The 25417-nt window shown below is 61.8% G+C and carries 28 protein-coding genes and 1 other RNA gene; 14 read left to right on the top strand and 15 right to left on the bottom strand.

From position 1 onward, the window contains the following. The first annotated feature begins 304 nt into the window (after positions 1-304). Together NKH23_RS04540 and NKH23_RS04535 are read left to right on the top strand one after the other, a co-directional pair. Entirely contained in the window at positions 305-1789 is a 1485-nt protein-coding gene (locus NKH23_RS04540; protein WP_352909872.1) for a carboxypeptidase M32, read from the top strand. Between the two features lie 206 nt (positions 1790-1995). Next, a complete protein-coding gene (locus NKH23_RS04535; RefSeq protein WP_353034252.1) occupies positions 1996-4023 on the top strand; it encodes a DUF3857 domain-containing protein in 2028 nt (675 codons plus the stop codon). A 138-nt stretch (positions 4024-4161) separates the two neighbouring features. Here NKH23_RS04535 and NKH23_RS04530 read toward each other — a convergent pair whose 3' ends face one another. Then, positions 4162-5964: an ABC transporter transmembrane domain-containing protein gene (locus NKH23_RS04530; RefSeq protein WP_352909869.1), complete on the bottom strand. Its 1803-nt coding sequence runs from the start codon at positions 5962-5964 to the stop codon at positions 4162-4164. 203 nt (positions 5965-6167) lie between these two features. Between NKH23_RS04530 and rpmE the strand changes: the two genes are divergently transcribed. Beyond that, positions 6168-6389: a 50S ribosomal protein L31 gene (gene rpmE, locus NKH23_RS04525; RefSeq protein ID WP_006327661.1), complete on the top strand. Its 222-nt coding sequence runs from the start codon at positions 6168-6170 to the stop codon at positions 6387-6389. A gap of 67 nt (positions 6390-6456) precedes the next feature. On the opposite strand, the gene NKH23_RS04520 is transcribed toward rpmE, so the two are convergent. Next, a complete protein-coding gene (locus NKH23_RS04520; RefSeq protein ID WP_352909866.1) occupies positions 6457-7098 on the bottom strand; it encodes a TetR family transcriptional regulator in 642 nt (213 codons plus the stop codon). A gap of 112 nt (positions 7099-7210) precedes the next feature. On the opposite strand from NKH23_RS04520, the gene NKH23_RS04515 reads away from it, so the two are divergent. Beyond that, on the top strand, positions 7211-8044 hold the full coding sequence (locus NKH23_RS04515; protein ID WP_353034250.1) for a Rossmann-fold NAD(P)-binding domain-containing protein: 834 nt from the start codon (positions 7211-7213) through the stop codon (positions 8042-8044). 1 nt (position 8045) lies between these two features. Further along, positions 8046-8525: an anthrone oxygenase family protein gene (locus NKH23_RS04510; RefSeq protein WP_352909861.1), complete on the top strand. Its 480-nt coding sequence runs from the start codon at positions 8046-8048 to the stop codon at positions 8523-8525. A gap of 27 nt (positions 8526-8552) precedes the next feature. On the opposite strand, the gene NKH23_RS04505 is transcribed toward NKH23_RS04510, so the two are convergent. The 3 genes from NKH23_RS04505 to NKH23_RS04495 all read right to left on the bottom strand — a co-directional run bounded on the left by NKH23_RS04505 (position 8553) and on the right by NKH23_RS04495 (position 10168). Continuing rightward, positions 8553-8864, bottom strand: a complete 312-nt coding sequence (locus tag NKH23_RS04505) for an Rdx family protein (protein ID WP_352909859.1) — start codon at positions 8862-8864, stop codon at positions 8553-8555. Beyond that, complete coding sequence (locus NKH23_RS04500) at positions 8861-9610, bottom strand: YebC/PmpR family DNA-binding transcriptional regulator (RefSeq protein ID WP_023678028.1); 750 nt, start codon at positions 9608-9610, stop codon at positions 8861-8863. Before NKH23_RS04500 ends, NKH23_RS04505 begins: the two co-directional genes overlap by 4 nt. A 234-nt stretch (positions 9611-9844) precedes the next feature. Continuing rightward, a complete protein-coding gene (locus tag NKH23_RS04495; protein ID WP_353034248.1) occupies positions 9845-10168 on the bottom strand; it encodes an ArsR/SmtB family transcription factor in 324 nt (107 codons plus the stop codon). 51 nt (positions 10169-10219) lie between these two features. On the opposite strand from NKH23_RS04495, the gene NKH23_RS04490 reads away from it, so the two are divergent. The 4 genes from NKH23_RS04490 to NKH23_RS04475 are packed head-to-tail and all read left to right on the top strand — an operon-like array spanning position 10220 to position 12040. Continuing rightward, positions 10220-10702: an SRPBCC domain-containing protein gene (locus tag NKH23_RS04490; protein ID WP_352909854.1), complete on the top strand. Its 483-nt coding sequence runs from the start codon at positions 10220-10222 to the stop codon at positions 10700-10702. A 28-nt stretch (positions 10703-10730) separates the two neighbouring features. Beyond that, entirely contained in the window at positions 10731-11123 is a 393-nt protein-coding gene (locus tag NKH23_RS04485; RefSeq protein ID WP_352640129.1) for a VOC family protein, read from the top strand. Positions 11124-11178: 55 nt separating this feature from the next. After that, entirely contained in the window at positions 11179-11541 is a 363-nt protein-coding gene (locus tag NKH23_RS04480) for a VOC family protein (protein WP_352909851.1), read from the top strand. Between the two features lie 31 nt (positions 11542-11572). After that, complete coding sequence (locus tag NKH23_RS04475; RefSeq protein WP_352909849.1) at positions 11573-12040, top strand: SRPBCC family protein; 468 nt, start codon at positions 11573-11575, stop codon at positions 12038-12040. Here NKH23_RS04475 and NKH23_RS04470 read toward each other — a convergent pair. The 4 genes from NKH23_RS04470 to ssrS all read right to left on the bottom strand — a co-directional run bounded on the left by NKH23_RS04470 (position 12037) and on the right by ssrS (position 14686). Further along, a complete protein-coding gene (locus NKH23_RS04470; RefSeq protein ID WP_352909848.1) occupies positions 12037-12825 on the bottom strand; it encodes a TerC family protein in 789 nt (262 codons plus the stop codon). The two genes, NKH23_RS04475 and NKH23_RS04470, sit on opposite strands and share 4 nt — an antisense overlap. Before the next feature lie 70 nt (positions 12826-12895). After that, positions 12896-13720, bottom strand: coding sequence for a TIGR00282 family metallophosphoesterase (locus tag NKH23_RS04465; protein WP_352909846.1), 825 nt, complete (start codon positions 13718-13720; stop codon positions 12896-12898). An 81-nt stretch (positions 13721-13801) separates the two neighbouring features. Beyond that, positions 13802-14389: a 5-formyltetrahydrofolate cyclo-ligase gene (locus NKH23_RS04460; protein WP_352909845.1), complete on the bottom strand. Its 588-nt coding sequence runs from the start codon at positions 14387-14389 to the stop codon at positions 13802-13804. 141 nt (positions 14390-14530) lie between these two features. Then, positions 14531-14686: non-coding RNA, 6S RNA (gene ssrS / locus NKH23_RS04455), on the bottom strand. 176 nt (positions 14687-14862) lie between these two features. Between ssrS and NKH23_RS04450 the strand changes: the two genes are divergently transcribed. From NKH23_RS04450 to msrB, 5 genes are all read left to right on the top strand, one after another. Further along, the gene (locus NKH23_RS04450) at positions 14863-15702 is read left to right on the top strand and encodes an AAA family ATPase (protein ID WP_352909843.1); all 840 of its coding nucleotides are present in this window, start codon (positions 14863-14865) and stop codon (positions 15700-15702) included. Positions 15703-15820: 118 nt separating this feature from the next. Beyond that, complete coding sequence (locus NKH23_RS04445) at positions 15821-16267, top strand: GNAT family N-acetyltransferase (RefSeq protein ID WP_352909841.1); 447 nt, start codon at positions 15821-15823, stop codon at positions 16265-16267. An 8-nt stretch (positions 16268-16275) separates the two neighbouring features. Further along, positions 16276-17466, top strand: coding sequence for a vWA domain-containing protein (locus NKH23_RS04440; protein WP_352909839.1), 1191 nt, complete (start codon positions 16276-16278; stop codon positions 17464-17466). Then, positions 17467-18288, top strand: coding sequence for an MBL fold metallo-hydrolase (locus tag NKH23_RS04435; protein WP_353034246.1), 822 nt, complete (start codon positions 17467-17469; stop codon positions 18286-18288). It begins immediately after the preceding gene. A gap of 110 nt (positions 18289-18398) precedes the next feature. Continuing rightward, positions 18399-18803 (top strand): peptide-methionine (R)-S-oxide reductase MsrB, encoded by a 405-nt coding sequence (gene msrB / locus NKH23_RS04430; RefSeq protein WP_352978950.1) that lies wholly within the window; start codon positions 18399-18401, stop codon positions 18801-18803. A 3-nt stretch (positions 18804-18806) separates the two neighbouring features. On the opposite strand, the gene NKH23_RS04425 is transcribed toward msrB, so the two are convergent. The 6 genes from NKH23_RS04425 to NKH23_RS04400 form a co-directional block, all read right to left on the bottom strand. Beyond that, on the bottom strand, positions 18807-19121 hold the full coding sequence (locus NKH23_RS04425; RefSeq protein WP_352714497.1) for a hypothetical protein: 315 nt from the start codon (positions 19119-19121) through the stop codon (positions 18807-18809). 71 nt (positions 19122-19192) lie between these two features. Beyond that, positions 19193-19633 (bottom strand): hypothetical protein, encoded by a 441-nt coding sequence (locus NKH23_RS04420; RefSeq protein WP_292658543.1) that lies wholly within the window; start codon positions 19631-19633, stop codon positions 19193-19195. Between the two features lie 41 nt (positions 19634-19674). Then, positions 19675-19935 carry a DUF2312 domain-containing protein gene (locus NKH23_RS04415; RefSeq protein WP_023719653.1) on the bottom strand — a complete coding sequence of 87 codons (261 nt, stop codon included), beginning with the start codon at positions 19933-19935 and terminating at the stop codon, positions 19675-19677. Positions 19936-20095: 160 nt separating this feature from the next. Continuing rightward, complete coding sequence (pyc, locus tag NKH23_RS04410) at positions 20096-23554, bottom strand: pyruvate carboxylase (protein ID WP_353034244.1); 3459 nt, start codon at positions 23552-23554, stop codon at positions 20096-20098. Positions 23555-23788: 234 nt separating this feature from the next. Beyond that, positions 23789-24919, bottom strand: a complete 1131-nt coding sequence (locus NKH23_RS04405) for a branched-chain amino acid ABC transporter substrate-binding protein (RefSeq protein WP_352714501.1) — start codon at positions 24917-24919, stop codon at positions 23789-23791. Between the two features lie 138 nt (positions 24920-25057). Beyond that, positions 25058-25405 carry a DUF6867 family protein gene (locus NKH23_RS04400; protein ID WP_254816421.1) on the bottom strand — a complete coding sequence of 116 codons (348 nt, stop codon included), beginning with the start codon at positions 25403-25405 and terminating at the stop codon, positions 25058-25060. Between the last annotated feature and the right edge of the window lie 12 nt (positions 25406-25417).

Below are 25417 nucleotides of genomic sequence, written 5' to 3'. Positions count from 1 at the left end.
AACTTTTTTGTTCTCCTTTTTGTTCCCCCCCCCCCCCCCCCCCAAAACCCCCCCCCCCCCCCCCCCGTTGTCTTTTAATAAATTTTTTTCCCGGCCCCCCGGGCCCCCCCCTTTGGGGCGGCCCCCCGGCGACGCAGATCAGGAAGAAGACTTTGAACTAGAAACCGGCGCACGCCACCGCTTCCGCAAGATGCCTTTCGGCCGTTGCGGCCGGCAGTCAATGCATCGGTCGCGGAGGGCTTCAGGGGTTGCCAACAGTTTTGCATTGGTATCTTTTCCCGCCGTCAAATCAGCGGAACCCACAATGTCCTTTCAAAAACTCGACGACCTCGGCCACAAGCTCGAAGCGCTGGAACATGCGCTCGCCATCCTCGGCGCCGACGAGGCGACCCATATGGCGGTCGGCGGCGGCGAGAAGCGCGCGGAGGCAATGTCGGCGCTTGCCGGCATGCACCATGCCCGGGCGACTGCGCCGGAGATTGCCGACTGGATCGCGGCGGCCGAGCAGGAAACGCTGAACGAAGAGCAGCAGGCCGCGGTCAGGGAATCCCGCCGGCAATACACCAACCTGACCTGCCTGCCGGTCGAGTTCGTCGAGCGTCAGACGACCGCGCGCATGCGCTCCGAGCAGCTCTGGCGCGACCTGCGCGCCAAGAACGACTGGGCCGGCTTCCTGCCGGCGCTGGAAGGCGTCGTGGCGCTGGTCCGCGAGGAGGCGGCACTTCGCGCCGAGGTGCTCGGGCTCGAGCCTTACGACGCGCTGATGGAGCAATATGACCCGGGTAATCGCACCGCCGACATCACGCCTGTGTTTGACGAGTTGAAGGCCTTCCTGAAAGGCTTCGTGCCGGAGGCACTGGCCGTGCAGGAAGAGCGGCTGGCGAAACATCCGCTGAAGCCGCTTTCCGGCAGCTACCCCTTGGACAAGCAGCGCGAGCTTGGCCTCGCCATGATGGCGGCAGTCGGCTTCGACCTCACCCACGGCTCGCTGTCGGTTTCGCACCATCCGTTCTGCGGCGGCGTGCCGAGCGACGTGCGCATCACCACCCGCTACAAGACCTCGGATTTCCTGTCGGCGCTGATGGGCGTGCTGCACGAGACCGGCCATGCGCTGTACGAGCAGAACCTGCCGAAGGCGTGGGCGCACTGGCCGCTCGGCAAAGCGCGCGGCATGGCGGTGCATGAAAGCCAGAGCCTGTTCGTCGAAAAGCAGATCGGCCGCAATCCAGAATTCTGGCGCTGGGCGCTGCCGGTGGTCGAAAGGCACCTCGGCGAGAGCTGGACGATCGACGACATCCTGCCGCATGTGCACCGGGTCGAGCGTGGCCTGATCCGCGTCGATGCCGACGAGGTCACCTATCCGCTGCATGTCATCCTGCGCTACGAGCTGGAGCAGGAGCTTGTCTCGGGACGGCTTGAGGCAGCCGACCTGCCCGAAGCCTGGGATGCCAAGATGCGCGATTATCTCGGCCTGTCGACATCAGACAATCCGGCTGATGGTCCGATGCAGGACGTCCACTGGCCGGGTGCCGCCTTCGGCTATTTCCCCTCCTACACGCTCGGCGCCATGATGGCGGCGCAGCAATGGGCGGCGCTGACCAGGGATCATCCGTCAGCCGACGAAGACCTCGCCAAGGGAGATTTCGCCGCGATCAACGACTGGCGCCGCAAAAGGATCTGGTCGCAAGGCTCGCGCTGGTCGACGCCTGAACTGCTCGAACGCGCCACCGGCGAAAAGCTCAATGCCGTGCATTTCACCGACCATCTGAAGAAGCGGTACGGGAACTGAGGCGCTTCATCTATTTCTGGTCTTTGCCGCAGTGACCGCAGAAATCCGCGAGACTGGCCTTTACTTTGGTGGGAAAGCCTCTGAAAAAGGAGTTCTTCCAAGTTGGGCGAGCGTAGATGTCTGCCTGTTACAGTTTTCATGGGATGAAGTCCTTCTGGCCCCGCTTGGTACTTTTCATCTTATTGATCGGCCTGAGTTCTCCCGCCATGTCCGACGACATGGTTCTCAAGGGTCCGGCAGAAAGCTGGGTAAAGCAGCTTGATATTCCGGCTGCCGATCCCACCCGATCGGATCAAATCAAGAAGGGCGTTTCATGGCTGCTCTCGGACGACCAGATCAAGCATCGCGCCGGCGGCTATGTCGAGTACTCGCGCACCGTCTATAAGATCGTCGACCGTCCCGGCCTGGATCGTGGCGCGAGTATCGATCTGCAGTTCGATCCGTCCCGGCACAAGGTCACGCTCAACCATCTTCACATCATCCGCGATGGCGCCGTTTTGGACCGGCTGGAAGGCGTCGAATTCGACATCTTCCGCAGGGAAAGAGATGCCGAGAAAGGCGTCTTCGACGGCTGGCTGACAGCACATGTCAACATCGATGATGTGCGTACCGGCGACATCGTCGATTACGGGTCGACCTATGAAATAACACCGCTGGTCGGCAAGGATCTCTTCTTCAAGAATTTCTCCACCGAATGGGAAGAGCCGGTAGCGCTTATCCGCACAAGCATCATTTGGCCTTCGGGCCAGCCGCTCGAGATCAAGACCAGGGGAACCCGACTCAGGCCCTCGATCTCCCCGACTGGGCCGGACACCACCTATCTGTGGGAAATTCCAAACCCGAAACCGGTCAATGTCGAGGATAACCTGCCCGTGACCTATCCAGGCTGGGGCTCCATCGATGTCGCGTCTACCGCGAATTGGCAAAGTGTGGTCGAGGCCGTTGCGCCCTATTACAAGCCAGCGACCGTTTTTCCCTCGGCTTTTGCCGCAAAGCTCGACGACATCGCTCTGCGGCATCCGGTGCCCGAAGACCGGATGGTCGAGGCAATGCGGTTGGTGCAGGACCAGATCCGCTATGTAAGCCTGTCGATGGGTGCCGGTTCCTACGTTCCGCGTGATCCCGCGACGGTCATCCTGAGCGGGTTTGGTGACTGCAAGGACAAGGCACTGCTGCTGGTTTCGTCGCTTGTGCGGCTTGGCATTGCTGCAGAGGTCGCCTTGGCCGATCTCGACGAGGGACGGGCCCTGGACCAGCATCTGCCGGCGCTTCGCGATTTCGACCATGCCATCGTCAAGGCAAGGATCGGAGCAAAGACATATTGGCTGGACGCCACGAACTATCTTCAGGGCGGCAAGGCGCACAATCTCGCACAGCCGGACTACGGCTTCGCGCTGCCGCTTTCCAGCACCGGGGGGTTGGAGAAGATGCCGAGTCCTGTGCTTACCAGCCCATCGATCCAGATCGTCGAGGACTTCGACTTTCCGCGGAAACCGGGCGATCCCCTCGTGCTGACGGTCTTCTCGACATATGAGGACGCCGATGCCGATTGGATGCGCGGCAACTTGGCCAGCCGGTCGCTGAGCGAGGTGTCGGACGCCTACCTGAAATATTACAACAAGCAATATCCGGGCATCCAAACCGTCGCCAAGCCGGAAATCGTGGATCGCCGCGACGGCAACATAGTGAGCGTGAAGGAAAGTTATCGCTTGCCGGCGGAGGCGCTGGCGGCCAACGATCTGGCAAAGAATTTCCCGATCCGCGCGGCCGATCTCGGCAACAACTCTCTTCCAACCCCGACAATCGTCGACCGAACCGGGCCCGTCTCCCTCGGCCCCCAGTTCTACCGGCGTCACAAGGTGACCGTGCGCAACCTCAAGGCGAGGTTTTCCGGCGAGTCGATGAAAAACGTCGTGACGCCCTATCTGTCTCTCAAGGCGTCCTGGTCCAACACGCCCACCGAATTTCAAGTTGAATGGAACTTTCAGACGCTGGCAACCGAAGTGCCGGCCAAGGCGATTGCCGACTATCTGAAAACCGTCGATGACGTCGCAGACGAAATTCGGTGGCAGTACGATTTTACCTATGAAGAGCCGCCTGCCGATGTGCAGCTCAGCGATCCGGCAAAGGAGCAGCGACAGACCGTCGCCAGCATGCTTTTGTTGTCGCTGCTTGTCGGCGTTCCCCTGTTCATCGCCTATCGACGCGGCAAACGCCGAGCTTTCGGTGGCTGAAGAATCCCAGCGGCCGCGGGCGGACAATGATGCCGAAAAGCGGATGCCGGTTTTCGGAAAAGATCACGGTCAAATGAGAAGATAGAGCCCGACCCCGATGTCATCGGTATGGAACAGGCTCTGGCTCGGTAGCCGATGCTACTCGGCCGCGCCCCTGAAAGCATTCGCCCCGGTATCGAACTGCAGCTTGGCCAGCCGCGCATAGATGCCGCCCTTGGCGACCAGGCTCTGATGCGTGCCTTCCTCGACGATGCGGCCGCCATCCATGACCAGGATGCGATCGGCCTTCAGCACGGTTGCCAGCCGATGGGCGATGACGATCGTGGTGCGGCCCTGCATCAGCCGGTCCAGCGCCGTCTGCACCAGCGTCTCGCTTTCGGCATCTAGTGCCGAGGTCGCCTCGTCGAGCAGCAGGATCGGCGCATCGCGCAAAATGGCGCGGGCGATGGCCACGCGCTGGCGCTGGCCGCCCGACAGCGTCACACCGCGCTCGCCGACCTGGCTGTCATAGCCCTTTTCGAGTTTTAGGATGAACTCGTCGGCAAGCGCGTCCTTCGCCGCCGCCTCGATCTCGGCCTGGGCGGCCCCCGGCCGGCCAAAGCCGATATTGTCGCGCGCGCTTGCGGCAAAGATGGTGACGTCCTGCGGCACGATGGCGATGCGCGCGCGGATCGCGGCCGGATCGGCCTCGCGCAGATCGACCCCGTCGATGACGATCCTGCCGGCCTCCGGATCGTAGAAGCGCAGAAGCAGCGAAAAGACGGTGCTTTTGCCGGCGCCGGATGGCCCGACGATCGCCACCGTCTCGCCGGGTTTGACCTGAAAGCTGAGGCCGTGGACGGCGGCGCGGTCGGGCCGGGCCGGATAGGAGAAGGAGACATCGTCGAAGCTGATCGCGCCTCTCGCCTTTGCCGGCAGCGGCTTCGGATCGGCGGGCGCCTGGATCGCGGGTTTCTCGGCCAGGATCTCGGTCAGCCGTTCGGCAGCGCCGGCTGCCTGGGCAAGTTCACCCCAGACTTCCGACAGGGCGCCGAGCGCGCCGGCGGCGAACACCGAATAGAGCAGGAATTGGCCAAGCGTCCCTGGCGACAGCGTGCCGTCGAGCACGTCGCGCGAACCGAACCACAGCACCGCCACCACCGAAGAAAAAATCATGAAAATGGCGAAGAAGGTGAGAAAGGAGCGGGCAAGGATCGAGGCCCGCGCCGCTTCGAACGCTGCTTCCACGGCGGATGAAAAATACCCGGTTACAAGCTTCTCGTTGGTGAAGGCCTGCAGCGTGCGCACCGCGCCGATCTGCTCGCTGGCGTAGGCGGTGGCATTGGCCAGAGTATCCTGCGCCAGCCGTGACTTGCGCCGCACCGAGCGGCCGAAGGCGACCAGCGGCAGCACGATTACCGGAATGGCCGCGATGACCAGGCCGGACAGTTTTGGGCTGGTGAAGACCATCATCGCCACGGCGCCAAGGCCGAGGATGACGTTGCGCAGCGCCACCGAGGCGGTAGCACCGACGGCCGATTTGACCTGTGTCGTGTCGGCGGCGAGCCGCGAGACGATCTCGCCCGACTGGGCCGTGTCGAAGAAGGAGGGCGACAGCGTGGTGACGTGGGCAAAGACATCGCGGCGGATATCGGCAACGACGCGCTCGCCAAGCGTGATGACGAAATAGTAGCGGCTGGCTGATGCCGCCGCCAGCACGGCGGCCATCACCACCAGCATGGCGAAATATTCGGCAATGAAGCTGGAGTCGGAAGCGGAAAAGCCGTGATCTATCATCCGCCGCACGGCCAGCGGCAGCGCAAGCGTCGTCGCCGCCGCGACGGCCAACGAGACGATCGCGCCAATGACCATTTTGCGGTAATGGGTGATGTAGGGAAACAGGCGCTGCAGCGGCCTCAGCGAGCGCCTGCGCTCGTCTGCATCGCCGCTGATGTTCGCCATGACCGTTTCCTTTGGCCGTTTGAGGTTTGCGCCATCAATATGCGCTTGCCGCGGCTTGTGATTCAATTCCGGCTGATGTATAGGCTCGCCGACCGTTTTAGAAGCCGTGGCTCCTCAATAGCTGCGGCTTCGAGTTTTAAAAAGGGGCGCATCGACGCAGGCTTCAGCCCGTCGGCAGCACCCGGCAAGCCAGGAACAGAACCATGAAGACCGACATCCATCCCGACTATCACACCATCAAGGTCGTCATGACCGACGGCACCGAATACATGACCCGTTCGACCTGGGGTAAGGAAGGCGATACGATGAACCTCGATATCGACCCGACCACCCATCCGGCCTGGACCGGCGGCCAGCAGACCCTGCTCGACCGCGGTGGCCGCCTGTCGAAGTTCAAGAAGCGCTTCGAAGGTTTCGGCCTCTAAGCCAACGACCTTTCGTACATCGAAAACCCGCCCCTCGTGGCGGGTTTTTTGTTGCCTAGGTGCGGTCCTACCGATCGAGCAACTCCCTGAGCGCCATCCGCTTGTAGGCGGCAACCAGCCTGTCGCCTTCCTGCCGCCCGACCGAGATCGCCAGCCGCATTGCGGCCTCGCCCATCTGCCAGATGAGAAACGCCGTCGTTTCCAGCGCTTCCGGATCGGCGGACGGCCGCAACCGCTTCAGCACCGCAGTGAGGAATTCGGCGTTGGCCCGGCTGTCGGCAAGCTCAAGCTCGCGCAATGCCTTGTCGGCCTGTGTCCCCGACCAGATGTCGCGCATCACCGGCTCGGCCAGGAATAACCGGTAGTAGATATCCACCAGCTCCGAAAATGCGTGGCGCAAGCCGTCGGCGTCACTGACGTCGGCAAGTGCTGCCGCAATGCAGGCCTGGCTTTCGGCGGTGTGGCGTTCGGCCAGCGCCCAGATGATCGCCCGCTTGTCCGGGAAGAACTGGTAGAGCGAGCCGATCGACACGCCGGCCCTCTCGGCCACCTCGCCCATGCGCATCGCATCGCTGCCTTGCTCGGCGATCAGCGCCGACGCGGCGGCCAACATGCGCTCGACCCGCTCGCGGCTGCGCTGCTGGCTCGGTGCCCGGCGCGGCGATGCGATCTGGCCATCCTGTGAATCCGATACGGCAGAGCCTTCCATCACTGTCTCCAGACGAACAATCAACAAATTGGCTTGACTCGCAAAATACGAGGGTTTATCACGTTTTGCAAATGTGAGGATTACTCACATTTGTAAACTGAGGAAAATCGACATGAACCCTACTGTAACGAAACCAACTTTGATCCTCGGCGGCACCGGCAAGACCGGCCGCCGTCTCGCCGAGCGGCTGACGGCGCGGGGCCTGCCGGTGCAGATCGGCTCGCGCTCGGGTACGCCGCCCTTCGACTGGGAAAATAACACGACCTGGGAACCCGCGCTTGATGGTGTCGGCGCCGTCTACATCAGCTACTATCCTGATCTTGCCGTTCCCGGCGCGGCGGAAACGGTCGGCGCCTTCGCTAATCTTGCCGTGGAGTGTGGTGTGCGCCGGCTGGTACTGCTGTCGGGGCGCGGCGAAACGGAAGCACAGCGCGCCGAAGAGATGCTCAAAGGTTCAGGCGCCGATTGGACGATCCTGCGCTGCGCCTGGTTTTCCCAGAACTTCAGTGAAGGCTTCCTCGTCGAATCTTTGCAGGAGGGCGAGGTGGCGTTGCCGGTCGGCAGTGTGGGCGAACCATTTGTGGATGCCGACGATATCGCGGAGGCCGCCTTTGCCGTACTAACCCAGCAAGGACATGTCGGAGAGCTCTATGAGCTGACCGGACCGCGGCTGCTGAGCTTTGCCGACGCGGTCGCCGAGATCGGCAGGGCGGCCGGCCGCGACATCCGTTTTATCAGGATTTCGCATGCCGAATTCACCGCCACCACAGCGGAGCACGAATTGCCGGCCGAATTCGCGTGGCTGCTTAACGAGCTGTTCACCGAAGTGCTTGACGGCCGCAACGAGTCGCTGACCGACGGCGTCCAGCGCGTGCTCGGCCGCGCCCCAAAAGACTTTTCCGCCTACGCAACCGAAACCGCCGCCACGGGCATCTGGAGGAACTGACATGATCATGAAGCTGCTTCCCACCCTCACCTTCGTCGCTGCCATTGGCTCAGGCGTTGTCGGCGGCGTTTTCTTCGCCTTCTCCAACTTTATCATGCCGGCGCTCGCCCGCTTGCCCGCCGGAGGCGGCATCGCCGCCATGAATTCGATCAACATCACCGTGATTACGCCTGCATTCATGACCGCGCTTTTCGGCACCGGGCTGGTCTGCCTTGTCCTTGCCGCCGGCGCTCTTATCGGCTGGAGCCAACCGGGTGCATTCTGGCTCCTCGCCGGTGCCCTAATCTATGTCGTCGGCAACCCGATCGTGACGATGATGTTCAACGTGCCGCTCAACAACGCCCTGGCGGCCATCGATCCGGCAAGCGCCAACGGCACCGCGGTATGGGCCACTTATCTCAGGGACTGGGTGATGTGGAACCACGTCCGCACCATCACCGCCATCGTGGCGCTGGGCTGCTTCATCTTCGCATGGCGGTGAATGCAGGACGGAAGTGTAAAAGGCCGGTCAGGCAGGGTCTTTTGACTTATGGCCCTTGCGGTCGGCGTGGCCGAGATCGCGATCCGGATCGATGACGTCGCGAACCAGTTGCTTGAGCTTTGCGGCGTCGGGAAAACCGCCGTCACGCTTGCGGTCCCAGACCAGCGTGTCATTGCAGGAAATGGTGAAGATGCCGCCGGTGCCGGGCACCAGCGTCACTTCGCCGAGATCGGTACCGAAGGTGGACAACAACTCCTGCGCCATCCAGCCGGCCCTGAGCAGCCATTGGCACTGGGTGCAATAGGTGATGCGGACGGTGGGCAGCGCGTGTTGGGTCATGCCGCGCTGAGCTTCGCCAAGGTCTCCTCGTCGACCTCGAAATTGGCGTAGACGCTCTGCACGTCGTCGTCGTCTTCGAGCGTCGCGACCAGCTTCATCAGCGATTGTGCCCGCTCCTCGTCGACCGCGATATTGGTCTGCGGCTTCCAGATCGGCTTCACCGATTCAGCCTCGCCGAGTGCGCCTTCCAGCGCCTTCGACACTTCGCCAAGATTCTCGAAGGCGCAATAGATCGTGTGGCCTTCCTCGTCCGACTGGACGTCGTCGGCGCCGGCCTCGATCGCTGCGTCCATCACCTTCTCGGCGCTGCCGGCCGATGCCGGATAGTAGATCTCGCCGACGCGGTCCCACATGAACGAAACCGAGCCGGTTTCGCCCATCGCCCCGCCGGCCTTGGTGAAGGCAGCGCGCACATTCGACGCCGAGCGGTTGCGGTTGTCGGTCAGCGCCTCGACGATCAGCGCGACGCCGCCTGGCCCGTAACCTTCGTAGCGAACGGCTTCGTAGGTCTCGGCATCGCCCATCGAGGCCTTGTTGATGGCGCGCTGGATATTGTCCTTTGGCATCGACACCGCCTTGGCGTTCTGCACCGCAAGGCGCAGGCGCGGGTTCATCGATGGATCGGGCGTGCCGCTCTTGGCGGCGACGGTGATTTCGCGCGCCAGCTTGGAAAACATTTTCGACCGCACCGCATCCTGGCGGCCCTTGCGGTGCATGATGTTCTTGAACTGTGAATGGCCAGCCATGGCACCCCTGTCGTCTTCTCGGCTAGAGCATCTGCCGCCTGGTGAACCACCCGGCATCTTGCAAAATGCTCGAATTCAAAATTTCAGAACGTCCTGCTGCGTCCGGACGGACGTACGGCGCTCTCTGTCGGAATGGCCGGCTTATAGATAAATCGGCTCAATTCGTCCAGCCGCGCCATTGCGTCGGCACGCAAGGGTTTCAAGACCCGAAAATCGGCAGGCCTCGGCAACCTTTCATCCCTCAAGATCGGATTTCAGCCGGTCGAGGATGCTGATCGCGTGCGTGGCATATTGGCTGATCCAGCGGTCGTGGATGTGCTTGATCGGCAGCGCGTTGAGATGGTTCCAGCGTTCGCGGCCCTCGCGCCGCGCCACCACCAAGTCGGCCTCCTCCAGCACCTTCAGATGCAGCATGACGGTGCAGCGGTCCATGTCTGGAAAGGCGTCGCTCAACGTGCCGGTGGTCTGCGGCGCATCCTTCAGCCGGTCCAGCAACGCACGCCGGCGCGGATGCGCCAGCGCCTTGAAAACATTGTCGTCTCGCGAATGGCTTGACATGTTATGTTTCTATAACATATCGTTGAGCCATTCAAGGAAGGAGCTGTGGATATGTCGCTTGGATTCAGGGTTTCTGGCCGTATCGGCAAACCGATCGCAGAAGTCTTCGACGCGGTCGTCAATCCGAAGAAGCTTAGCGGCTACTTCACCACGATCGGCGGCGCCAGCGCACCGCTGGTGGCGGGCGCCACCGTCATCTGGTGGGGCAAGGTTCCCGTGGAGGTCGACAAGGTGGAGAAAGACAGCCGCATCGTGCTGCGCTGGGATGCCACCGACGCCGACGGCAAGCCAGCCTACAAGACCCGCATCGAGATGGATTTCGAACCGCTCGACGATGGCGGCACCTTCGTCACCATCGCCGAGACCGGCTGGCACGAGGACGCGGTCGGCCTGAAGAAATCCTACCTCAATTGCGAGGGCTGGTCGCAGATGCTGGCCTGCATGAAGGCCTATGTCGAATACGGCATCAATCTGCGCGACGGCTATTACCGCAGCGAGATGAAGGGCGAGCCGGCCAATGAGAACAACATCTGAAAAACCACCAAGATGACGGAGGCCTGCGATGAAGCAAGTGACGCCATTTCTGATGTTTGAGGGCAAGGCCGAAGAGGCAATGACCTTCTATTGCGAGACGATCCCCGACAGCAGCGTCCTTGACGTCACACGTTACGGCTCCGGCGAAGACGGGCCGGAAGGAACGGTCAAGCTGGCGCGCGTGTCCATAAGCGGTCTGGAAGTGATGGTCTACAACAGCCCCGTGCACCATGCCTTCACGTTCACGCCGTCGGTCTCGCTGTATGTGGATTGCTCCACGGAGGCAGAGCTGAACGGCATTGTCGAGGCGCTGGCCAAGGACGGCAAATTTCTGATGCCGCTGGACAATTATGGTTTCAGCCGCCGGTTTGCATGGCTCAACGACAGGTTCGGAGTCTCCTGGCAAATCAATTTGGCATAGCGAGTTCTGGACCGAACCGGCCAATCGAACCTGAACACGGGAATGGAGCCAGCAAATGACCCCGAAGATCGCCGGCGGCATCAACATCGCCATGAAGGTGCCGCCACATCAATACCAGGCGACGATCGCCTTCTATCGCGACGTCGTCGGCCTGAAGCCATTCACGGCCAAGCCGCCGGCCGTCGGCTTCGAACTCGGTCCCAATCGGCTGTGGATCGACGAGGCGCCGATGATGAGCCAGGCCGAGATCTGGCTGGAACTGTTCACCGATGATTTTCCGGCCGCTGCGGAGCATCTCGCCAAGGCCGGTGTCGTGCGCTGCGACGCCATCGAGGCACTGGGTGAAGGCTTTCGCGGCGGCTGGATCACCAACCCGGCCAACATCATTCACCTGGTGCGCGAACCCGATGCCTGGTGAAAAGGCGTCGGTGCCGTGAAAGGAGGACGCTATGGAAATCTGTGAAACACCGACCGCCGAAGCCGGCATGCTGATAAGGCGGCCGGTCGCCGACGTATTCGAAGCCTTCATCGATCCGGCGATCACGACGAAGTTCTGGTTCACCCATGGCAGCAACAGGTTAGACAGCGGCAAGGAAATCCGTTGGGAATGGCGCATGTATGGCGTCTCGACGACGGTCAATGTCAGTGAGATCGTCGAAAACAAGAAGATCGTCATGCAATGGAGCGATCCGCCGACCACGGTGGTGTGGACTTTTACCGAAATGCCGGGCGGCACGACCTTTGTCGAGGTCCGCAATTTCGGCTTTGTCGGCAGCCCCGATGAGCAGGTCAAGCAGGCGATCGACTCGACCGGCGGTTTTGCGCTGGTGCTCGCCGGCGCCAAGGCGTGGCTCGAGCAAGGCCTGACGCTTGGCCTGACCGGCGACCGCCATCCGAAAGGCGTGCCGGGGCATTAGGTCAGCCGCGGTGGGCCATCCTCAGTGGCCGCCGCCTTTGCCTTCTTCCGCCGCCGCGCCAGCATGTTGAGCCCTTCGACCAGTGCCGAAAAGCCCATGGCAGCGTAGATATAGCCTTTCGGCACATGGTAACCCATGCCGTCGGCGATCAGCGTCATGCCGATCATCAGCAGGAAGCCGAGCGCCAGCATGACGATGCTGGGGTTCTTGGCGATAAAATCCGCCAGCGGCCCGGCCGCCAGCATCATCACGCTCACCGCCACGATCACCGCGATGTACATGATCGCGATTTCGTCGGTCATGCCGACGGCGGTGATGATCGAGTCGATCGAGAAGACGAGGTCGAGCAGCAATATCTGGAAAATGGCGCCGGCCAGCGACAGCTGCAGTGTCTCGCCCATCATCGTGTCCTGGTGATCATCGAGATCGACCGTGTGGTGGATCTCCTTGGTCGCCTTCCAGACGAGAAACAGGCCGCCGGCAATCAGGATCAGGTCGCGCCAGGAAAAGCCATGGCCGAAGGCCGTGAATATCGGCGTCGTCAACTGGACGATGATCGAGATGGTGGCCAATAGGATCAGCCGCATCACCAGCGCGGCGGAGATGCCGAGCCGCCGGGCGCGGGCCCGCTGCGCTACCGGCAATTTGTTGGTCAAAATCGAGATGAAGATCAGATTGTCGATGCCGAGCACGACCTCCAGCACGATCAGTGTCAGCAGCGCGACCCATGCCGTCGGATCGGAGACAAAGGCGAAATGCGGCGCCAGGAATTCGACTAGCTGCATGGAGGTCGTCCCCTCTACGATCTAGAGCAGTTTCGCCGGCAATTGGGTATTGCAAGCGTCTATATCAATGTCATGACCAGAAGGATGGAGCCGTTTCCTCCAGCCGCGGGCCGCGGCGAAACGGCGCGATCCGTTCGGTCAGGCCGCTACGGTCGGAAATGTCGACGCCGACGCCGCACAATGTCGCCGGTCCGGTCGACGCCTCGAAGCGGCCTTTCGGCACTTTGGATAAGAACCGGTTGAGCGGCTCCTCCTTGTCCATGCCCAGCGAGGAATCGTAATCGCCGCACATGCCGGCATCGGAAATATAACCGGTGCCGCCATTGAGGATCTGGTGATCGCCGGTCGGCTGATGCGTATGAGTGCCGACAACAAGGCTGGCACGGCCGTCGACGAAATGGGCGAAGCACATTTTTTCCGAGGTCGCCTCGGCATGGAAATCGATGACGATCGCATCGGCCTGCTCGCCAAGCGGACAAGCGGCAAGTTCGCGCTCGCCGGCCTGGAACGGATCGTCGAGCTCGGGATGCATGAACACCCGGCCCATGATATTGGCGACCAGCACGCGCGCGCCGTTCCTGGCGATGTAGACGCCTGACCCGCGCCCCGGCGTACCCTTGGGGAAATTGGACGGACGCAGGAAGCGCTCTTCGCGCGGCGCGAAAACCAGCGCATCGCGCTGGTCCCAGACATGGTTGCCGGTGGTGACGACATCGGCGCCGGCCGAGATCGTCTCGCGAAAAATCTCCTCGGTGATGCCGAAGCCGCCAGCGGCGTTCTCGCCATTGACGATGACGAAGTCGAGTTTGAAATCCGAGATCAGGCCGGGCAGTTGATCCCATACCGCCGTACGTCCTGTCTTGCCGACCATGTCGCCGAGAAAGAGAAGTCTCATATAAGCGTGATCCTGAACTGAAGGTCAGCGAAGCAAAAAGCTGCATGACTTTCGGAAAAGACCATGCGTCCAGGAACTTATCTACAATTTCGACGCGAACCGGCGCAACCCGCTCTCGGTGAGTATTTCCGGAATGATCATGTCATGCGGCTCGTCCGGCACCAGGGCCACCTCCTGGCAGTCGAAGGCAATGCCGATCAGCCGCGGCTGCTGTCCCTTGTCGACCAGCCGCGCGATAGCCCGGTCGTAATAGCCTGCGCCGTAACCGATACGGTGGCCGCGCGCATCGAAGGCGGCAAGCGGCACCAGCATAACCTGCGGATCGAGCACCTCGGCTTCCTCATGCGGCCCGACGGTGCCGAAGCCCATGTCGATCATCGGGGCGCCGCGCACCAGTTCGCGAAAAACGATGGTGGTCTTGTCCAGGATGGCCGGCAGGCAGAGCCTTGCCCCCTTCTCGCGCAAGGCGAACATCAGCGGCCGGACGTCGACTTCCGAGCGCATCGGCCAGAAACCGGAGACGATCTGGCCCGGCTCGACCGTGATCTGGTCGCGCGTCGTCTCGGCCATTTCGAGTGCTGCCTCCACCCGCCAGAACGGATCGAGCGCGTCGCGGCGCCCGAGGGCTTGGTTGCGGAGATTTTTTTTCAGGTCTTTTGGGGAGGTCATGCGCCGACGGTAGAAAAGGTCAGATTTGGATGGAGTTTTACGAGCGACGTTTTGGAGGAGCGGAGCGAACTTTTCGTTCGTGAGAGCACCGCACAAAGCGGCGCGACGACAAGATCCGCCAGATATGGCCTTTTCGATAGGTGACGATCCACACAACCGGTGGAGAGAGCGATCCCGGGAACCTACAAAGTAGGTGGGCGCCGTATGAGAAAACCCACGGGTCTTCCCAGGGACAGCTCCCTAGGGATCATTAAGGCCCCGGGGAAAATGTTCTCCTGCCGGGAAGCGCAGACCGTCATACCCAATATAGGCTGACGCCAGACCATGCGCCAGAGAGACGACATGTTTCGACGCTTAATTCGACGCAGAACCCCTCGACGAGGTCAGCGCCCGCAAGATCCCCGTTTCGCCAGCGGCGCCTTGCACAGCGAAGGCCGCGTCCTTAGGGTCGCGCGATGAACCCGGGAGCAAAAATGCGTTTCGAAGGCACGGCAGCCTATGTTGCCGACAAGGATCTGATGGTGGCGGTCAACGCGGCGATCGCGCTGGAGCGGCCGTTGCTGGTCAAGGGCGAGCCCGGCACCGGCAAGACCGAACTTGCCTGCCAGGTGGCGGCGGCGCTCGACCTGGATCTGATCGAATGGCACGTCAAATCAACGACACGGGCGCAGCAGGGCCTCTATGAATATGACGCCGTCTCGCGGTTGCGCGACAGCCAGCTCGGCGACGAGCGCTTCAACGACATTCGCAATTACATCAAGCGCGGCAAGCTGTGGGATGCCTTTGCTGCCGGCAAGAAAGTCGTGCTTCTGATCGACGAGATCGACAAGGCCGATATCGAGTTCCCCAACGATCTGTTGCAGGAACTGGATCGGATGGAGTTCTTCGTCTACGAGACCGGCGAGACCATCCGCGCCACCGTCCGGCCGATCGTCATCATCACCTCCAACAACGAAAAAGAGCTGCCGGACGCCTTCCTGCGCCGCTGCTTCTTCCATTACATCCGCTTTCCCAACGTCGAGACGCTGCACAAAATCGTCGACGTGCACTATCCCGGCATCAAGCAGAACCTGGTGCGCGCCGCACTCACGCAATTCTATGAAATCCGCGACGTGCCGGGCCTGAAGAAGAAGCCGTCGACCTCCGAGGCACTCGACTGGATCCGCCTCTTGGTCGCCGACGACATCGCGCCCGAGGACCTGCGCGCCGACCCGAAGAATGCGCTGCCGAAATTGCATGGCGCGTTGCTGAAGAACGAACAGGACGTGCATCTGTTCGAGCGCCTAGCCTTCATGGCGAGACGGCAAGGGTGAAGGGCCGGTCAGTCGGAAGCCGACGAAAGCCCCCGGACAGCGCTTTCCCGTCGCTGGACCGTTGCCCTTGGCCAGGCACGGAGGCAGCTTCGGGTTGCCGACTTCAGAGGGAAACGAAATGACCGAGATCACCGTCCGCCCATTGGCGCAATCCGACCATGCCGACTGGCGACGTCTGTGGACCGCCTATCTCACCTTCTACGAAACCAAGCTGCCGGAAGAGGTTTACGCCGTCACCTGGAAACGGCTGTTCACGGCGGGCGAGTTCGAGCCAAAGGGTTTCATCGCCACCCTCGACGGCAAGGCCGTCGGCCTGACGCACTATCTCTACCATCGCTCCTGCTGGTCGGAGATAAACAACTGTTACCTGCAGGACCTGTTCGCCGACCCCGATGTGCGCGGCAAGGGCGTCGGCGCCGCCCTGATCGAAGCGGTCAAGCAGAAAGCCGGCAAGATCGGCGTCAAGAACGTCTACTGGATGACCCACGAGACCAACACCACCGCACGCAAGCTCTACGACCACGTGGCGCGCAGGACCGGCTTCATCGAGTATGATCTGCTGTAGACCGTGAGATGTTCATCCCCTTCTTCCTCGAACTGAAGGCAGCGCGGGTTCCGGTCTCGCTCCGCGAATATCTGTCGCTGCTGGAGGGGCTGGAGGCCGGGCTGGTCGACTATGATGTCGAGGGCTTTTACTATCTCGCCCGCGCCGCTCTGGTGAAGGACGAGCGCCACATCGACCGCTTCGACCAGGTCTTTTCGCACATCTTCAAAGGTGTCGAGGCGCTGGCCGGCGAAGACCCGGTCGATGTCGCAAACATCCCGGAGGAATGGCTGCGGAGGCTCGCCGAAAAGCACCTGACCGATGAGGAGAAGAAGCTGGTCGAGGCGCTGGGCGGCTTCGAAAAGCTGATGGAGACGCTGAAGAAGCGGTTGGAGGAGCAAAAGGGCCGGCATCAGGGCGGTTCGAAATGGATCGGCACCGGCGGCACTTCGCCCTTTGGCGCCTATGGCTACAATCCCGAAGGTGTGCGCATCGGCCAGCACGAAAGCCGCAACCGCCGCGCGGTAAAAGTCTGGGACAGGCGCGAGTTCAGGAATTTCGATGACGCCGTCGAACTCGGTACCCGCAACATCAAGGTCGCGCTGAAGCGCTTGCGCCGCTGGGTGCGCGAAGGCGCCGAAGAGGAATTCGACCTGCCTGGCACCATCCACGCCACCGCCGAGCACGGTTATCTTGATGTTAAGACACAACCCGAACGTCGCAATGCCGTGAAGCTGCTGATGTTCTTCGATGTCGGCGGCTCGATGGACGACCATATCAGGAGTGTCGAGGAGCTGTTTTCGGCCGCCCGCGCCGAATTCCGCCAGCTCGAGTATTTCTACTTCCACAACTGTCTCTACGAAGGGGTGTGGAGGGACAATCGCCGCCGCCATGCCGAGGTGATTCCGACCTTCGATCTCCTCCATAAATATGGCCCCGACTACAAGGTGATCGTCGTCGGCGACGCCTCGATGAGCCCTTATGAGATCGCCCAACCCGGCGGCTCGGTCGAGCACTGGAACCAGGAGGCCGGCGCCGTCTGGCTCGGCCGGTTGCTGCAGCAATGGCCAAACGCGGTATGGCTCAACCCCGAAGCCGAGAAGAATTGGGGTTTTACCCATTCGATCGCCATGATCCGCGATATCTTTGGCGGCCGCATGTTTCCGCTGACGCTCGCCGGCCTCGAAGCCGCGACGAAGCAACTTTCAAGGAAGCACTGAATGGATCCGCGCAAAACAGGACGGTCGACCTGTTTCCTTTGCCTGCAATGCGGTGTCCAGTTCGCGGCGACAGCGGCGCCGCCGCGACATTGCCCGATCTGCGAGGACGAGCGGCAATATGTGCGCTGGGAGGGCCAGGCCTGGATCACGCCGGAAGAGCTCGCCGCCGGGCATCGGGTCGTGATCAAGGATGATGCCGGCGTGCTCGCCTTCGGCATCGAGCCGCGCTTCGCCATCGGCCAGCGGGCGTTGCTGGCGCAAACGCCGCATGGCAATATGCTGTGGGACTGCATCTCGATGGTCAGCGACGAGGCGGTGGCCGAGATCAACCACCGGGGCGGCCTTGCCGCCATCGCCATTTCGCATTGCCATTATTATTCGGCAATGGTCGAGTGGAGCGAGGCGTTTGGCGGCGTGCCGATTTATCTGCACGCCGATGATCGTCAGTGGATCATGCGGCCGCATCCGGCGATCATCAGCTGGGAAGGCGAGACGCGCGCCATAAACCCGTCGCTGACGCTCATCCGCTGCGGCGGCCACTTTGCCGGTGGCCAGGTGCTGCACTGGAAGCGCGACGGCGGCAATGCCATCCTGGCCGGCGATATCCTGCAGGTGACGCCGACTCGCCGTCATGTCAGCTTCATGTACAGCTATCCGAACTATATCCCGCTCAACGCGACGAAAGTGCACGGCATCAAGGCCGCGCTGGAGCCTTTCGCGTTCGACCATATCTACGGCGCGTGGTGGAACCAGAACGTCATCGGAGATGCAAAGGCGGCATTTTCAGCATCGGTTGCGCGCTATCTCGCTGCCATCGGCTGAGGAATTCTTCGCAGCAGGAATTGGAAATACGGGCAAACGCCGTAACAAATGCCTATTTCAGGCGAAGTTGGGAAGGCAACCCAAATAGCGACATAAGCTAAGAGGAAAAAATGGACAGCCACACCTACCCCGTTACCCGCACCGATGCCGAATGGCGCGCCCGCCTGACGCCTGAGCAATATGCGGTGATGCGCAACCACGGCACCGAGCGGCCGGGAAGCTGCGCACTGCTGCACGAGAAGCGCCCCGGCACCTTCTCCTGCGTCGGCTGCGACCAGCCCTTGTTTGAATCCAAGCTGAAATTCGAGAGCGGCACCGGCTGGCCGAGCTTCAACGATCCCGTGCCGGGCTCGGTCGAGACCACCGTCGACCGCAGCTACGGCATGGTCCGTACCGAGTGCCATTGCGCCCGCTGCGGCAGCCATCTCGGCCACGTCTTCGACGACGGCCCGCCGCCGACCGGTCTGCGCTATTGCATCAACGGCGTGGCGCTCAAATTCGAGCCGGCCGCCTGATCGTCAGGCCACAACCACCAGAATCAGCCACAACGTGGCGCCAAGCGTCATCAGCGAGGCCTTGACACCACTCGATTTTCCGGCAGTTCGCCAAACGGCAAAGGTCAGGAAGATATTGTAGGGCACCGGCGCGAAATGCACCGCCAGGACGAGCGCAAGCGGCAGCTTCAGCCCAAGCAGAATGAGCGCCGCCACCGACGACGCGACGTTGATCGCTGTGCCGACAACGACCAGGTCGCGCCAGAACAGCCGATCGAGCGGCACGCCGCCCAGCCAGCGTGAGCGGAAGAAGGCGGCAACGCGCGACATGATCGTCATCGATCCACCGGCTCCCTCGCTCTGCTCACCAGAGCAATCCTTCCACAAGGATTGCGTCTGGAAACTCTGCTTTATTCCTGACCCAGAACTTCGGCAATCGCACGCTCGAAACGTGAGGCTTCCGTCACCAGCCAGTCGGTCATCGCCGGCCAATTGTCCTCGGCGAAACAATTCACCCGCCACATCGAATTGATGCCGAGGCCGTCGCAACTTTGTTCTGGCCTGAGCTTCAGCCTGTCTTCGATGGCCGGCTGGAACGGCTTCAACCGCGACCAGGCTTGCGTGGCACCGAACTTCTCGTTGCGGCCGAAGAAAACGCCGACATGATTGTGCGCAGGCGCGACATACATTGAAAGGACCAATGCGAAGTCGGGCAGCCCACGCTGCCAGAACCACGGTCCGCGCCTCGCCAGCAGAGCCCTTTCATCCGGATGCCGTTCCGCGAACAGCGTCCAGAAGCTGCGTTGGCGGAATTCAGAGGCGCGGCGGGCGCCAAAATCGAATTCGCTCATGGTTCGATGCCCGCTCCAGCATCAGGCCGAGACTGTTGTCTCTACACCATTCCAAGCGCGGCCTTGTACAGATCGAGAATGGATTCCTCTTCCTGCCGCTCGGCCTGGTCCTTCTTTCGCAGCCGGATGATCGACCGCATCGCCTTGGTGTCGAAGCCGGTGCCCTTGGCCTCAGCGAACACTTCCTTGATGTCGTCGGCAATCGTCTTCTTCTCTTCCTCGAGCCGCTCGATGCGTTCGATGAAGGCGCGCAGCTGGCCGGCGGCAACAGTCTGGCTGGTCTCGGTGATGTCGTCGGCCATAGTCTTCTCTCCGCGTCGTTTCTCGCCGCGACTCGGGGTGACCCGAGCGGCGAATTGCAGCGGTTCGATGCCCGACCGGGCGCGGCGGGTCAAGGTGCTATCGATGCGGCATGAAGGCCTGCTGCCAGGCGCCGACAAGACTCCCTGATGCCGGCCTATTTCAGCCGAACGCGATCAGCAGATCCTTGGCATCGATCTGGTCGCCGGCCTTGACCAGCACTTCGGCTATGGTGCCGTCGCGTTCGGCATGCAACGCCGTTTCCATCTTCATCGCTTCGATCGACAGCAGCACGTCACCAGCCTTCACCGCCTGGCCGGCAGCGACCGCAAGCGCCGAGACGACGCCAGGCATCGGCGCGCCGACATGCGCCTCGTTGCCCGGCTCCGCCTTGCGCCGCGCCTTGGCGGCGGATACGCCATGCGCCCGGTCCGGCACCTTCACGCGGCGCGGCTGGCCATTGAGCTCGAAGAACACGGTGACCATGCCCTTTTCGTCGACATCGCCCAGGGCAAGGCAGCGCACCACCAGCGTCTTGCCTTTTTCGATGTCGACGAAAATTTCATCTTCCGGCTTCATGCCGTAGAAATAGGTCGGCGTCGGCAGCACGCTGACCGGCCCGTAGGTCTCCTGCGCGGCGGCAAAATCGGAAAACACCTTCGGATACATCAGCCACGACGCGAACTCGAACTCACTGAGCTTGCGCTCGAGCTTTTCCTCGACCTCCGCGCGGCTGGCCTTGAGATCCGCCGGCTTGAGCAGCGAACCCGGCCGCACCGTGATCGGCTTTTCGCCCTTCAGCACCTTCTTCTGCAATGGCTTTGGCCAGCCGCCCGGCGACTGGCCGAGATCGCCGCGCAACATCGACACCACCGAATCCGGGAAGGCGATGTCCCTCGCCGGATTCTCGACATCGGCGACGGTCAGGTCCTGGCTCACCATCATCAGCGCCATGTCGCCGACGACCTTGGATGACGGCGTCACCTTGACGATGTCGCCGAACATCAGATTGACGTCGTGATAGGTCTGCGCCACTTCGTGCCAGCGTGTCTCCAGCCCGAGCGAGCGCGCCTGTTCCTTGAGGTTGGTGAACTGCCCGCCCGGCATTTCGTGCAGATAGACCTCCGATGCCGGCCCCTTCAGGTCGCTCTCGAAGGCGGCGTATTGGTTGCGCACCGCCTCCCAGTAGAACGAGATGTTCCTGATCCATTGCGGGTCGAGGCCCGGGTCGCGCTCGGTGCCCTTCAGCGCCTCGACGATCGAACCCAGGCACGGCTGCGAGGTGTTGCCCGATAGCGAATCCATCGCCGCGTCGATGGCGTCGACGCCGCTCTCCACCGCCGCCAGCACGGTTGCCGCCGACAGGCCGGATGTGTCGTGGGTGTGGAAGTGGATCGGCAGGTCCGTCGCCTCGCGCAGTGCCTTGAACAGCACGCGGGCCGCCGCCGGTTTCAAAAGCCCGGCCATATCCTTGACGGCGATGATATGGGCGCCTGCCGCCTGCAATTCCCCGGCCAGGCCGACATAATATTTCAGATCGTATTTGGCCCGCGCCGGATCGAGTATGTCGCCGGTATAACAGATAGCCGCTTCGATCAGTCTGCCCTCGGCGCCGACCGCATCCATGGCGACGCGCATGTTCTCGACCCAGTTCAGGCAGTCGAAGACGCGGAACAGGTCGATGCCGCCGGCCGCAGCCTGCTTGACGAAATGCTGCACGACATTGTCGGGATAGTTGGTATAGCCAACGCCATTGGCACCGCGCAGGAGCATCTGCAGCAGAAGGTTGGGTGCTGCCTCGCGCACCAGCGACAGCCGCTCCCATGGGTCTTCGGTGAGAAAGCGCATGGCGACGTCGAATGTGGCGCCGCCCCAGCATTCGAGCGACAAAAGCTGCGGCAACGCACGCGCATAGGTGCCGGCAATGCCGGCGACGTCATAGGTGCGCACACGCGTCGCGAGCAGGGATTGATGCCCGTCGCGCATTGTCGTGTCGGTGACCAGCACCTCTTTTTGCTCGCGCATCCACGCGGCGAATTTCTCCGGCCCGAGCACGTCGAGCTTCTGCTTGCTGCCTTGAGGCACATTGCCGTTGAGATATGGCACCACTGGTGGCGCCGCATCGGCCTTTGGCTGCGGCCGGCCGCGCGTCTCGGGATGACCATTGACCGAAACGTCGGCAAGATAGTTGAGCAGCTTGGTCGCGCGGTCCTGCCGCTTCACACTGGCGAACAGTTCCGGCGTCGTGTCGATGAACTTGGTGGTGTAGGAATTGTCGGCGAAGCTCGGGTGATTGATGATCGCCTCGAGGAAGGTGAGATTGGTCGCCACGCCGCGGATCCGGAATTCGCGCAGCGCCCGGTTCATGCGGGCGATGGTCTCGGCCGGCGTCGGCGCCCACGCCGTCACCTTTTCCAGCAGCGGATCGTAGAAGCGGGTGATGACCGCGCCCGAATAGGCGGTGCCGCCATCAAGGCGGATACCGAAGCCGGTGGCACCGCGATAGGCGGTGATGCGGCCATAGTCGGGGATGAAATTATGCTCGGGATCTTCAGTGGTGATGCGGCACTGCAGTGCGTGACCGTTGAGCCTGATGTCCTTCTGCGCCGGAACGCCCGATTCCGCCGTGCCGATGGCAAAGCCGTCGACGATATGGATCTGCGCCTTGACGATGTCGATGCCGGTCACCTGTTCGGTGACGGTGTGCTCGACCTGGATACGCGGATTGACCTCGATGAAATAGAATTTTCCGGTATCGGCATCCTGCAAGAACTCGACCGTGCCGGCGCCGATATAGCTGGTTTCGCGCGCGATCCTCAGCGCGTAGCCGCAAAGCTCCTCGCGCTGTGGCATTTCAAGATACGGCGCCGGCGCCCGCTCGACCACTTTCTGGTTGCGGCGCTGGATCGAACAATCGCGCTCGAACAGGTGCACGGCGTTGCCTTGGCGGTCGCCCAGCACCTGCACCTCGACATGGCGTGCGCGCTCGATCAGCTTCTCGAGATAGACCTCGTCCTTGCCGAAAGCCGCCTTCGCCTCACGCTTGCCTTCCATCACCTCGCGGGCGAGATCGGCCTCGGAGCGGATGGCGCGCATGCCGCGGCCGCCGCCGCCCCACGACGCCTTGAGCATCACCGGGTAGCCGATCGTCTTGGCGAGTTCCTTTACCGCCGCCATGTCGTCCGGCAAGGGATCGGTAGCGGGAATTACCGGCACACCGACTTCGATTGCGAGATTGCGGGCGGCGACCTTGTTGCCCAGCCGGCGCATCGTATCGGGCTTTGGTCCGATGAAGATGATGCCGGCCTTGGCACAGGCCTCGGCGAATTCCGGGCTCTCCGACAGCAGCCCGTAACCCGGATGGATGGCATCGGCGCCCGAAAGCCTGGCGACGCGGATAACCTCCTCGATCGACAGATAGCTTTCGATCGGCCCCATATCCCTGGTCAGGTGCGGCCCGCGGCCGACCTGGTAGCTTTCGTCGGCCTTGAAGCGATGCAGCGAGTATTTGTCCTCCTCTGCCCAGATCGCCACAGTTTTGAGGCCGAGCTCATTGGCCGCGCGGAAGACGCGGATGGCTATTTCGGAGCGGTTGGCGACAAGAATCTTCGAGATTGCCAAGGACAAGGCTCCGGACGCGGAGGGTAAGGAAACTGACGACATGATTAACGCGAAAATGCTGCAGTGCAAACAAAATCGAAAAGAGGATTAAATCGATTTAGTTTGATCTATCGCGTCGACGCATTGCGTGTCGATCCGGAGAACGCCTGGGCAGTTCCGATCCAAGCGTTCGGGAAACCCCCATGAAAAATGCCCGGCGCGAGGCGCCGGGCATTTTCATGTAGCAACGTCCGGTTATTTGCCGGGTGCGTTCTCGACATAGGTGTACTTGCCGTCGTCACCCTTCTTCCAGGTGTACATGACGTAGTCCGGACGGGTGATATCGCCCTTTGCGTCGTAGCCGATCTCGCCGATCGCGGTCTTCCAGGGGCCGGCCGACTTGATGGTCTCGGCTACCTTCTGAGCGTCGTCGGCTGAACCGGTCTTGGTGATGGCGGCCGCGATGATTTCCATCGCGGCGTAGGAGTAGAGGGTATAGGCCTCAGGCTCGAAGCCGGCCGCACGGAACTTCTCGACGAGTTCCTTGGCGTTCGGATTCTTGCGCGGATCCGGAGCGAACGTCATCAGCGTGCCCTCGACGGCGTCGCCGGCGATGGAGGCCAATTCGTTCGACACGATGCCGTCGCCGGACATGAAGGTTGCCTTGAGGCCCTGGTCAGCGAGCTGGCGTATGATCAGGCCGGCTTCGGTGTGCAGGCCGCCATAGTAGACGACCGAGACGCCCGCGTCCTTCATCTTGGCGATGAGGGCCGAGAAATCCTTGTCGCCGACATTGATGCCTTCATACATGGCCTCAGTCACGCCGTTGGCTGCGAGCGCCTTCTTGGTTTCGTCGGCGAGGCCCTGGCCATAAGGCGTCTTGTCATGGATGACAGCGATCTTGGCATCCTTGAAGTTCGCGGCGAGATAGTCGCCAGCGACCTTGCCCTGCTGATCGTCGCGTCCGCAGGTGCGGAAGGTGTTCCACATGCCACGTTCGGTGAGCTTCGGATTGGTCGCGGCCGGCGTGATCTCAAGGATGCCGTTCTCGGCGTAGACTTCCGACGCCGGAATCGAGACGCCGGAGTTGAAGTGGCCATCGACGTACTTGACGCCGTCGGCGACGAACTTGTTGGCGACCGAGATGCCTTGCTTGGGATCGGAGACGTCGTCGCCGACTTCAAGCTTCAGCTGCTGGCCAAGAACGCCGCCCGCCGCATTGATATCGGCGACTGCCTGTTCGGCACCCTTCTGAAGCTGGGCGCCGAACGCTGCGTTCGGACCGGTGATCGGACCGGCAACGCCGATCAGGATGTCAGCCCACGCGTTGCCGCTGAACGCGACAAGCGCGGCCAGGGCGACGGCGGACAAAAGTGACTTTTTCATTGAAACGCTCCCATTTACCGAGTGGGCGTGGATGTTGCTTTCATGCGATGCCCACTCTTGCTCGCAGAAAGAGTACTTTGCCGATTTTCAGGCACTTGTCACGCCGATTCATCCCTGAAACGCCGTTAATGATAAATGTCAACCTTTTGGTTTCCAGCTCAAAAGAGAGGCTCTTTCGTAAAGCCAATTATACTGCGTTACCATCTGGTTGGTGCGCGTGTATTGGTAGCCAATGAAGCCCAATATCATCAGCACGATGGTGTCGACCACGTAGTAATGCAGCGAAAACATCGTTCCGCCGAACAGCGCATGATGGATGAATCTTACGCCGATGCCGAGCCCCAGCATATAGGCGAATAGCTGGGCGAAGCTGCGCCATGTTTGGGCACACGCCTTGCCCGTCATCCAGGCCGCCCAGCCACCGAGCAGGCAGGTGACGAAAAAGAACTGCCAAATCGAGGGTTCCTCATAAAGAATGCCCTGCATGATGAAGACTCC

The sequence above is a fragment of the Mesorhizobium sp. M1328 genome (assembly GCF_040318075.1).
Lineage (GTDB): Bacteria > Pseudomonadota > Alphaproteobacteria > Rhizobiales > Rhizobiaceae > Mesorhizobium.
This window is presented reverse-complemented; position numbering and strand designations above follow the sequence as displayed.

Bases quoted from the DNA above. Each gene is read 5' to 3' on its own strand.
- NKH23_RS04520 (WP_352909866.1), bottom strand. From the start codon at position 7,098: ATGGAAGGCTCTGCCGTATCGGATTCACAGGATGGCCAGATCGCATCG.
- rpmE (WP_006327661.1), top strand. From the start codon at position 6,168: ATGAAGACCGACATCCATCCCGACTATCACACCATCAAGGTCGTCATG.
- NKH23_RS04485 (WP_352640129.1), top strand. From the start codon at position 10,731: ATGAAGCAAGTGACGCCATTTCTGATGTTTGAGGGCAAGGCCGAAGAG.
- NKH23_RS04470 (WP_352909848.1), bottom strand. From the start codon at position 12,825: ATGCAGCTAGTCGAATTCCTGGCGCCGCATTTCGCCTTTGTCTCCGAT.
- NKH23_RS04505 (WP_352909859.1), bottom strand. From the start codon at position 8,864: ATGACCCAACACGCGCTGCCCACCGTCCGCATCACCTATTGCACCCAG.
- NKH23_RS04475 (WP_352909849.1), top strand. From the start codon at position 11,573: ATGGAAATCTGTGAAACACCGACCGCCGAAGCCGGCATGCTGATAAGG.
- NKH23_RS04400 (WP_254816421.1), bottom strand. From the start codon at position 25,405: ATGCAGGGCATTCTTTATGAGGAACCCTCGATTTGGCAGTTCTTTTTC.
- NKH23_RS04535 (WP_353034252.1), top strand. From the start codon at position 1,996: ATGTCCGACGACATGGTTCTCAAGGGTCCGGCAGAAAGCTGGGTAAAG.
- NKH23_RS04415 (WP_023719653.1), bottom strand. From the start codon at position 19,935: ATGGCCGACGACATCACCGAGACCAGCCAGACTGTTGCCGCCGGCCAG.
- NKH23_RS04405 (WP_352714501.1), bottom strand. From the start codon at position 24,919: ATGAAAAAGTCACTTTTGTCCGCCGTCGCCCTGGCCGCGCTTGTCGCG.
- NKH23_RS04540 (WP_352909872.1), top strand. From the start codon at position 305: ATGTCCTTTCAAAAACTCGACGACCTCGGCCACAAGCTCGAAGCGCTG.
- NKH23_RS04480 (WP_352909851.1), top strand. From the start codon at position 11,179: ATGACCCCGAAGATCGCCGGCGGCATCAACATCGCCATGAAGGTGCCG.
- msrB (WP_352978950.1), top strand. From the start codon at position 18,399: ATGGACAGCCACACCTACCCCGTTACCCGCACCGATGCCGAATGGCGC.
- NKH23_RS04490 (WP_352909854.1), top strand. From the start codon at position 10,220: ATGTCGCTTGGATTCAGGGTTTCTGGCCGTATCGGCAAACCGATCGCA.
- NKH23_RS04530 (WP_352909869.1), bottom strand. From the start codon at position 5,964: ATGGCGAACATCAGCGGCGATGCAGACGAGCGCAGGCGCTCGCTGAGG.
- NKH23_RS04425 (WP_352714497.1), bottom strand. From the start codon at position 19,121: ATGACGATCATGTCGCGCGTTGCCGCCTTCTTCCGCTCACGCTGGCTG.
- NKH23_RS04445 (WP_352909841.1), top strand. From the start codon at position 15,821: ATGACCGAGATCACCGTCCGCCCATTGGCGCAATCCGACCATGCCGAC.
- NKH23_RS04460 (WP_352909845.1), bottom strand. From the start codon at position 14,389: ATGACCTCCCCAAAAGACCTGAAAAAAAATCTCCGCAACCAAGCCCTC.
- NKH23_RS04465 (WP_352909846.1), bottom strand. From the start codon at position 13,720: ATGAGACTTCTCTTTCTCGGCGACATGGTCGGCAAGACAGGACGTACG.
- NKH23_RS04515 (WP_353034250.1), top strand. From the start codon at position 7,211: ATGAACCCTACTGTAACGAAACCAACTTTGATCCTCGGCGGCACCGGC.
- NKH23_RS04495 (WP_353034248.1), bottom strand. From the start codon at position 10,168: ATGTCAAGCCATTCGCGAGACGACAATGTTTTCAAGGCGCTGGCGCAT.
- NKH23_RS04440 (WP_352909839.1), top strand. From the start codon at position 16,276: ATGTTCATCCCCTTCTTCCTCGAACTGAAGGCAGCGCGGGTTCCGGTC.
- NKH23_RS04435 (WP_353034246.1), top strand. From the start codon at position 17,467: ATGGATCCGCGCAAAACAGGACGGTCGACCTGTTTCCTTTGCCTGCAA.
- NKH23_RS04500 (WP_023678028.1), bottom strand. From the start codon at position 9,610: ATGGCTGGCCATTCACAGTTCAAGAACATCATGCACCGCAAGGGCCGC.
- NKH23_RS04510 (WP_352909861.1), top strand. From the start codon at position 8,046: ATGATCATGAAGCTGCTTCCCACCCTCACCTTCGTCGCTGCCATTGGC.
- NKH23_RS04450 (WP_352909843.1), top strand. From the start codon at position 14,863: ATGCGTTTCGAAGGCACGGCAGCCTATGTTGCCGACAAGGATCTGATG.
- NKH23_RS04420 (WP_292658543.1), bottom strand. From the start codon at position 19,633: ATGAGCGAATTCGATTTTGGCGCCCGCCGCGCCTCTGAATTCCGCCAA.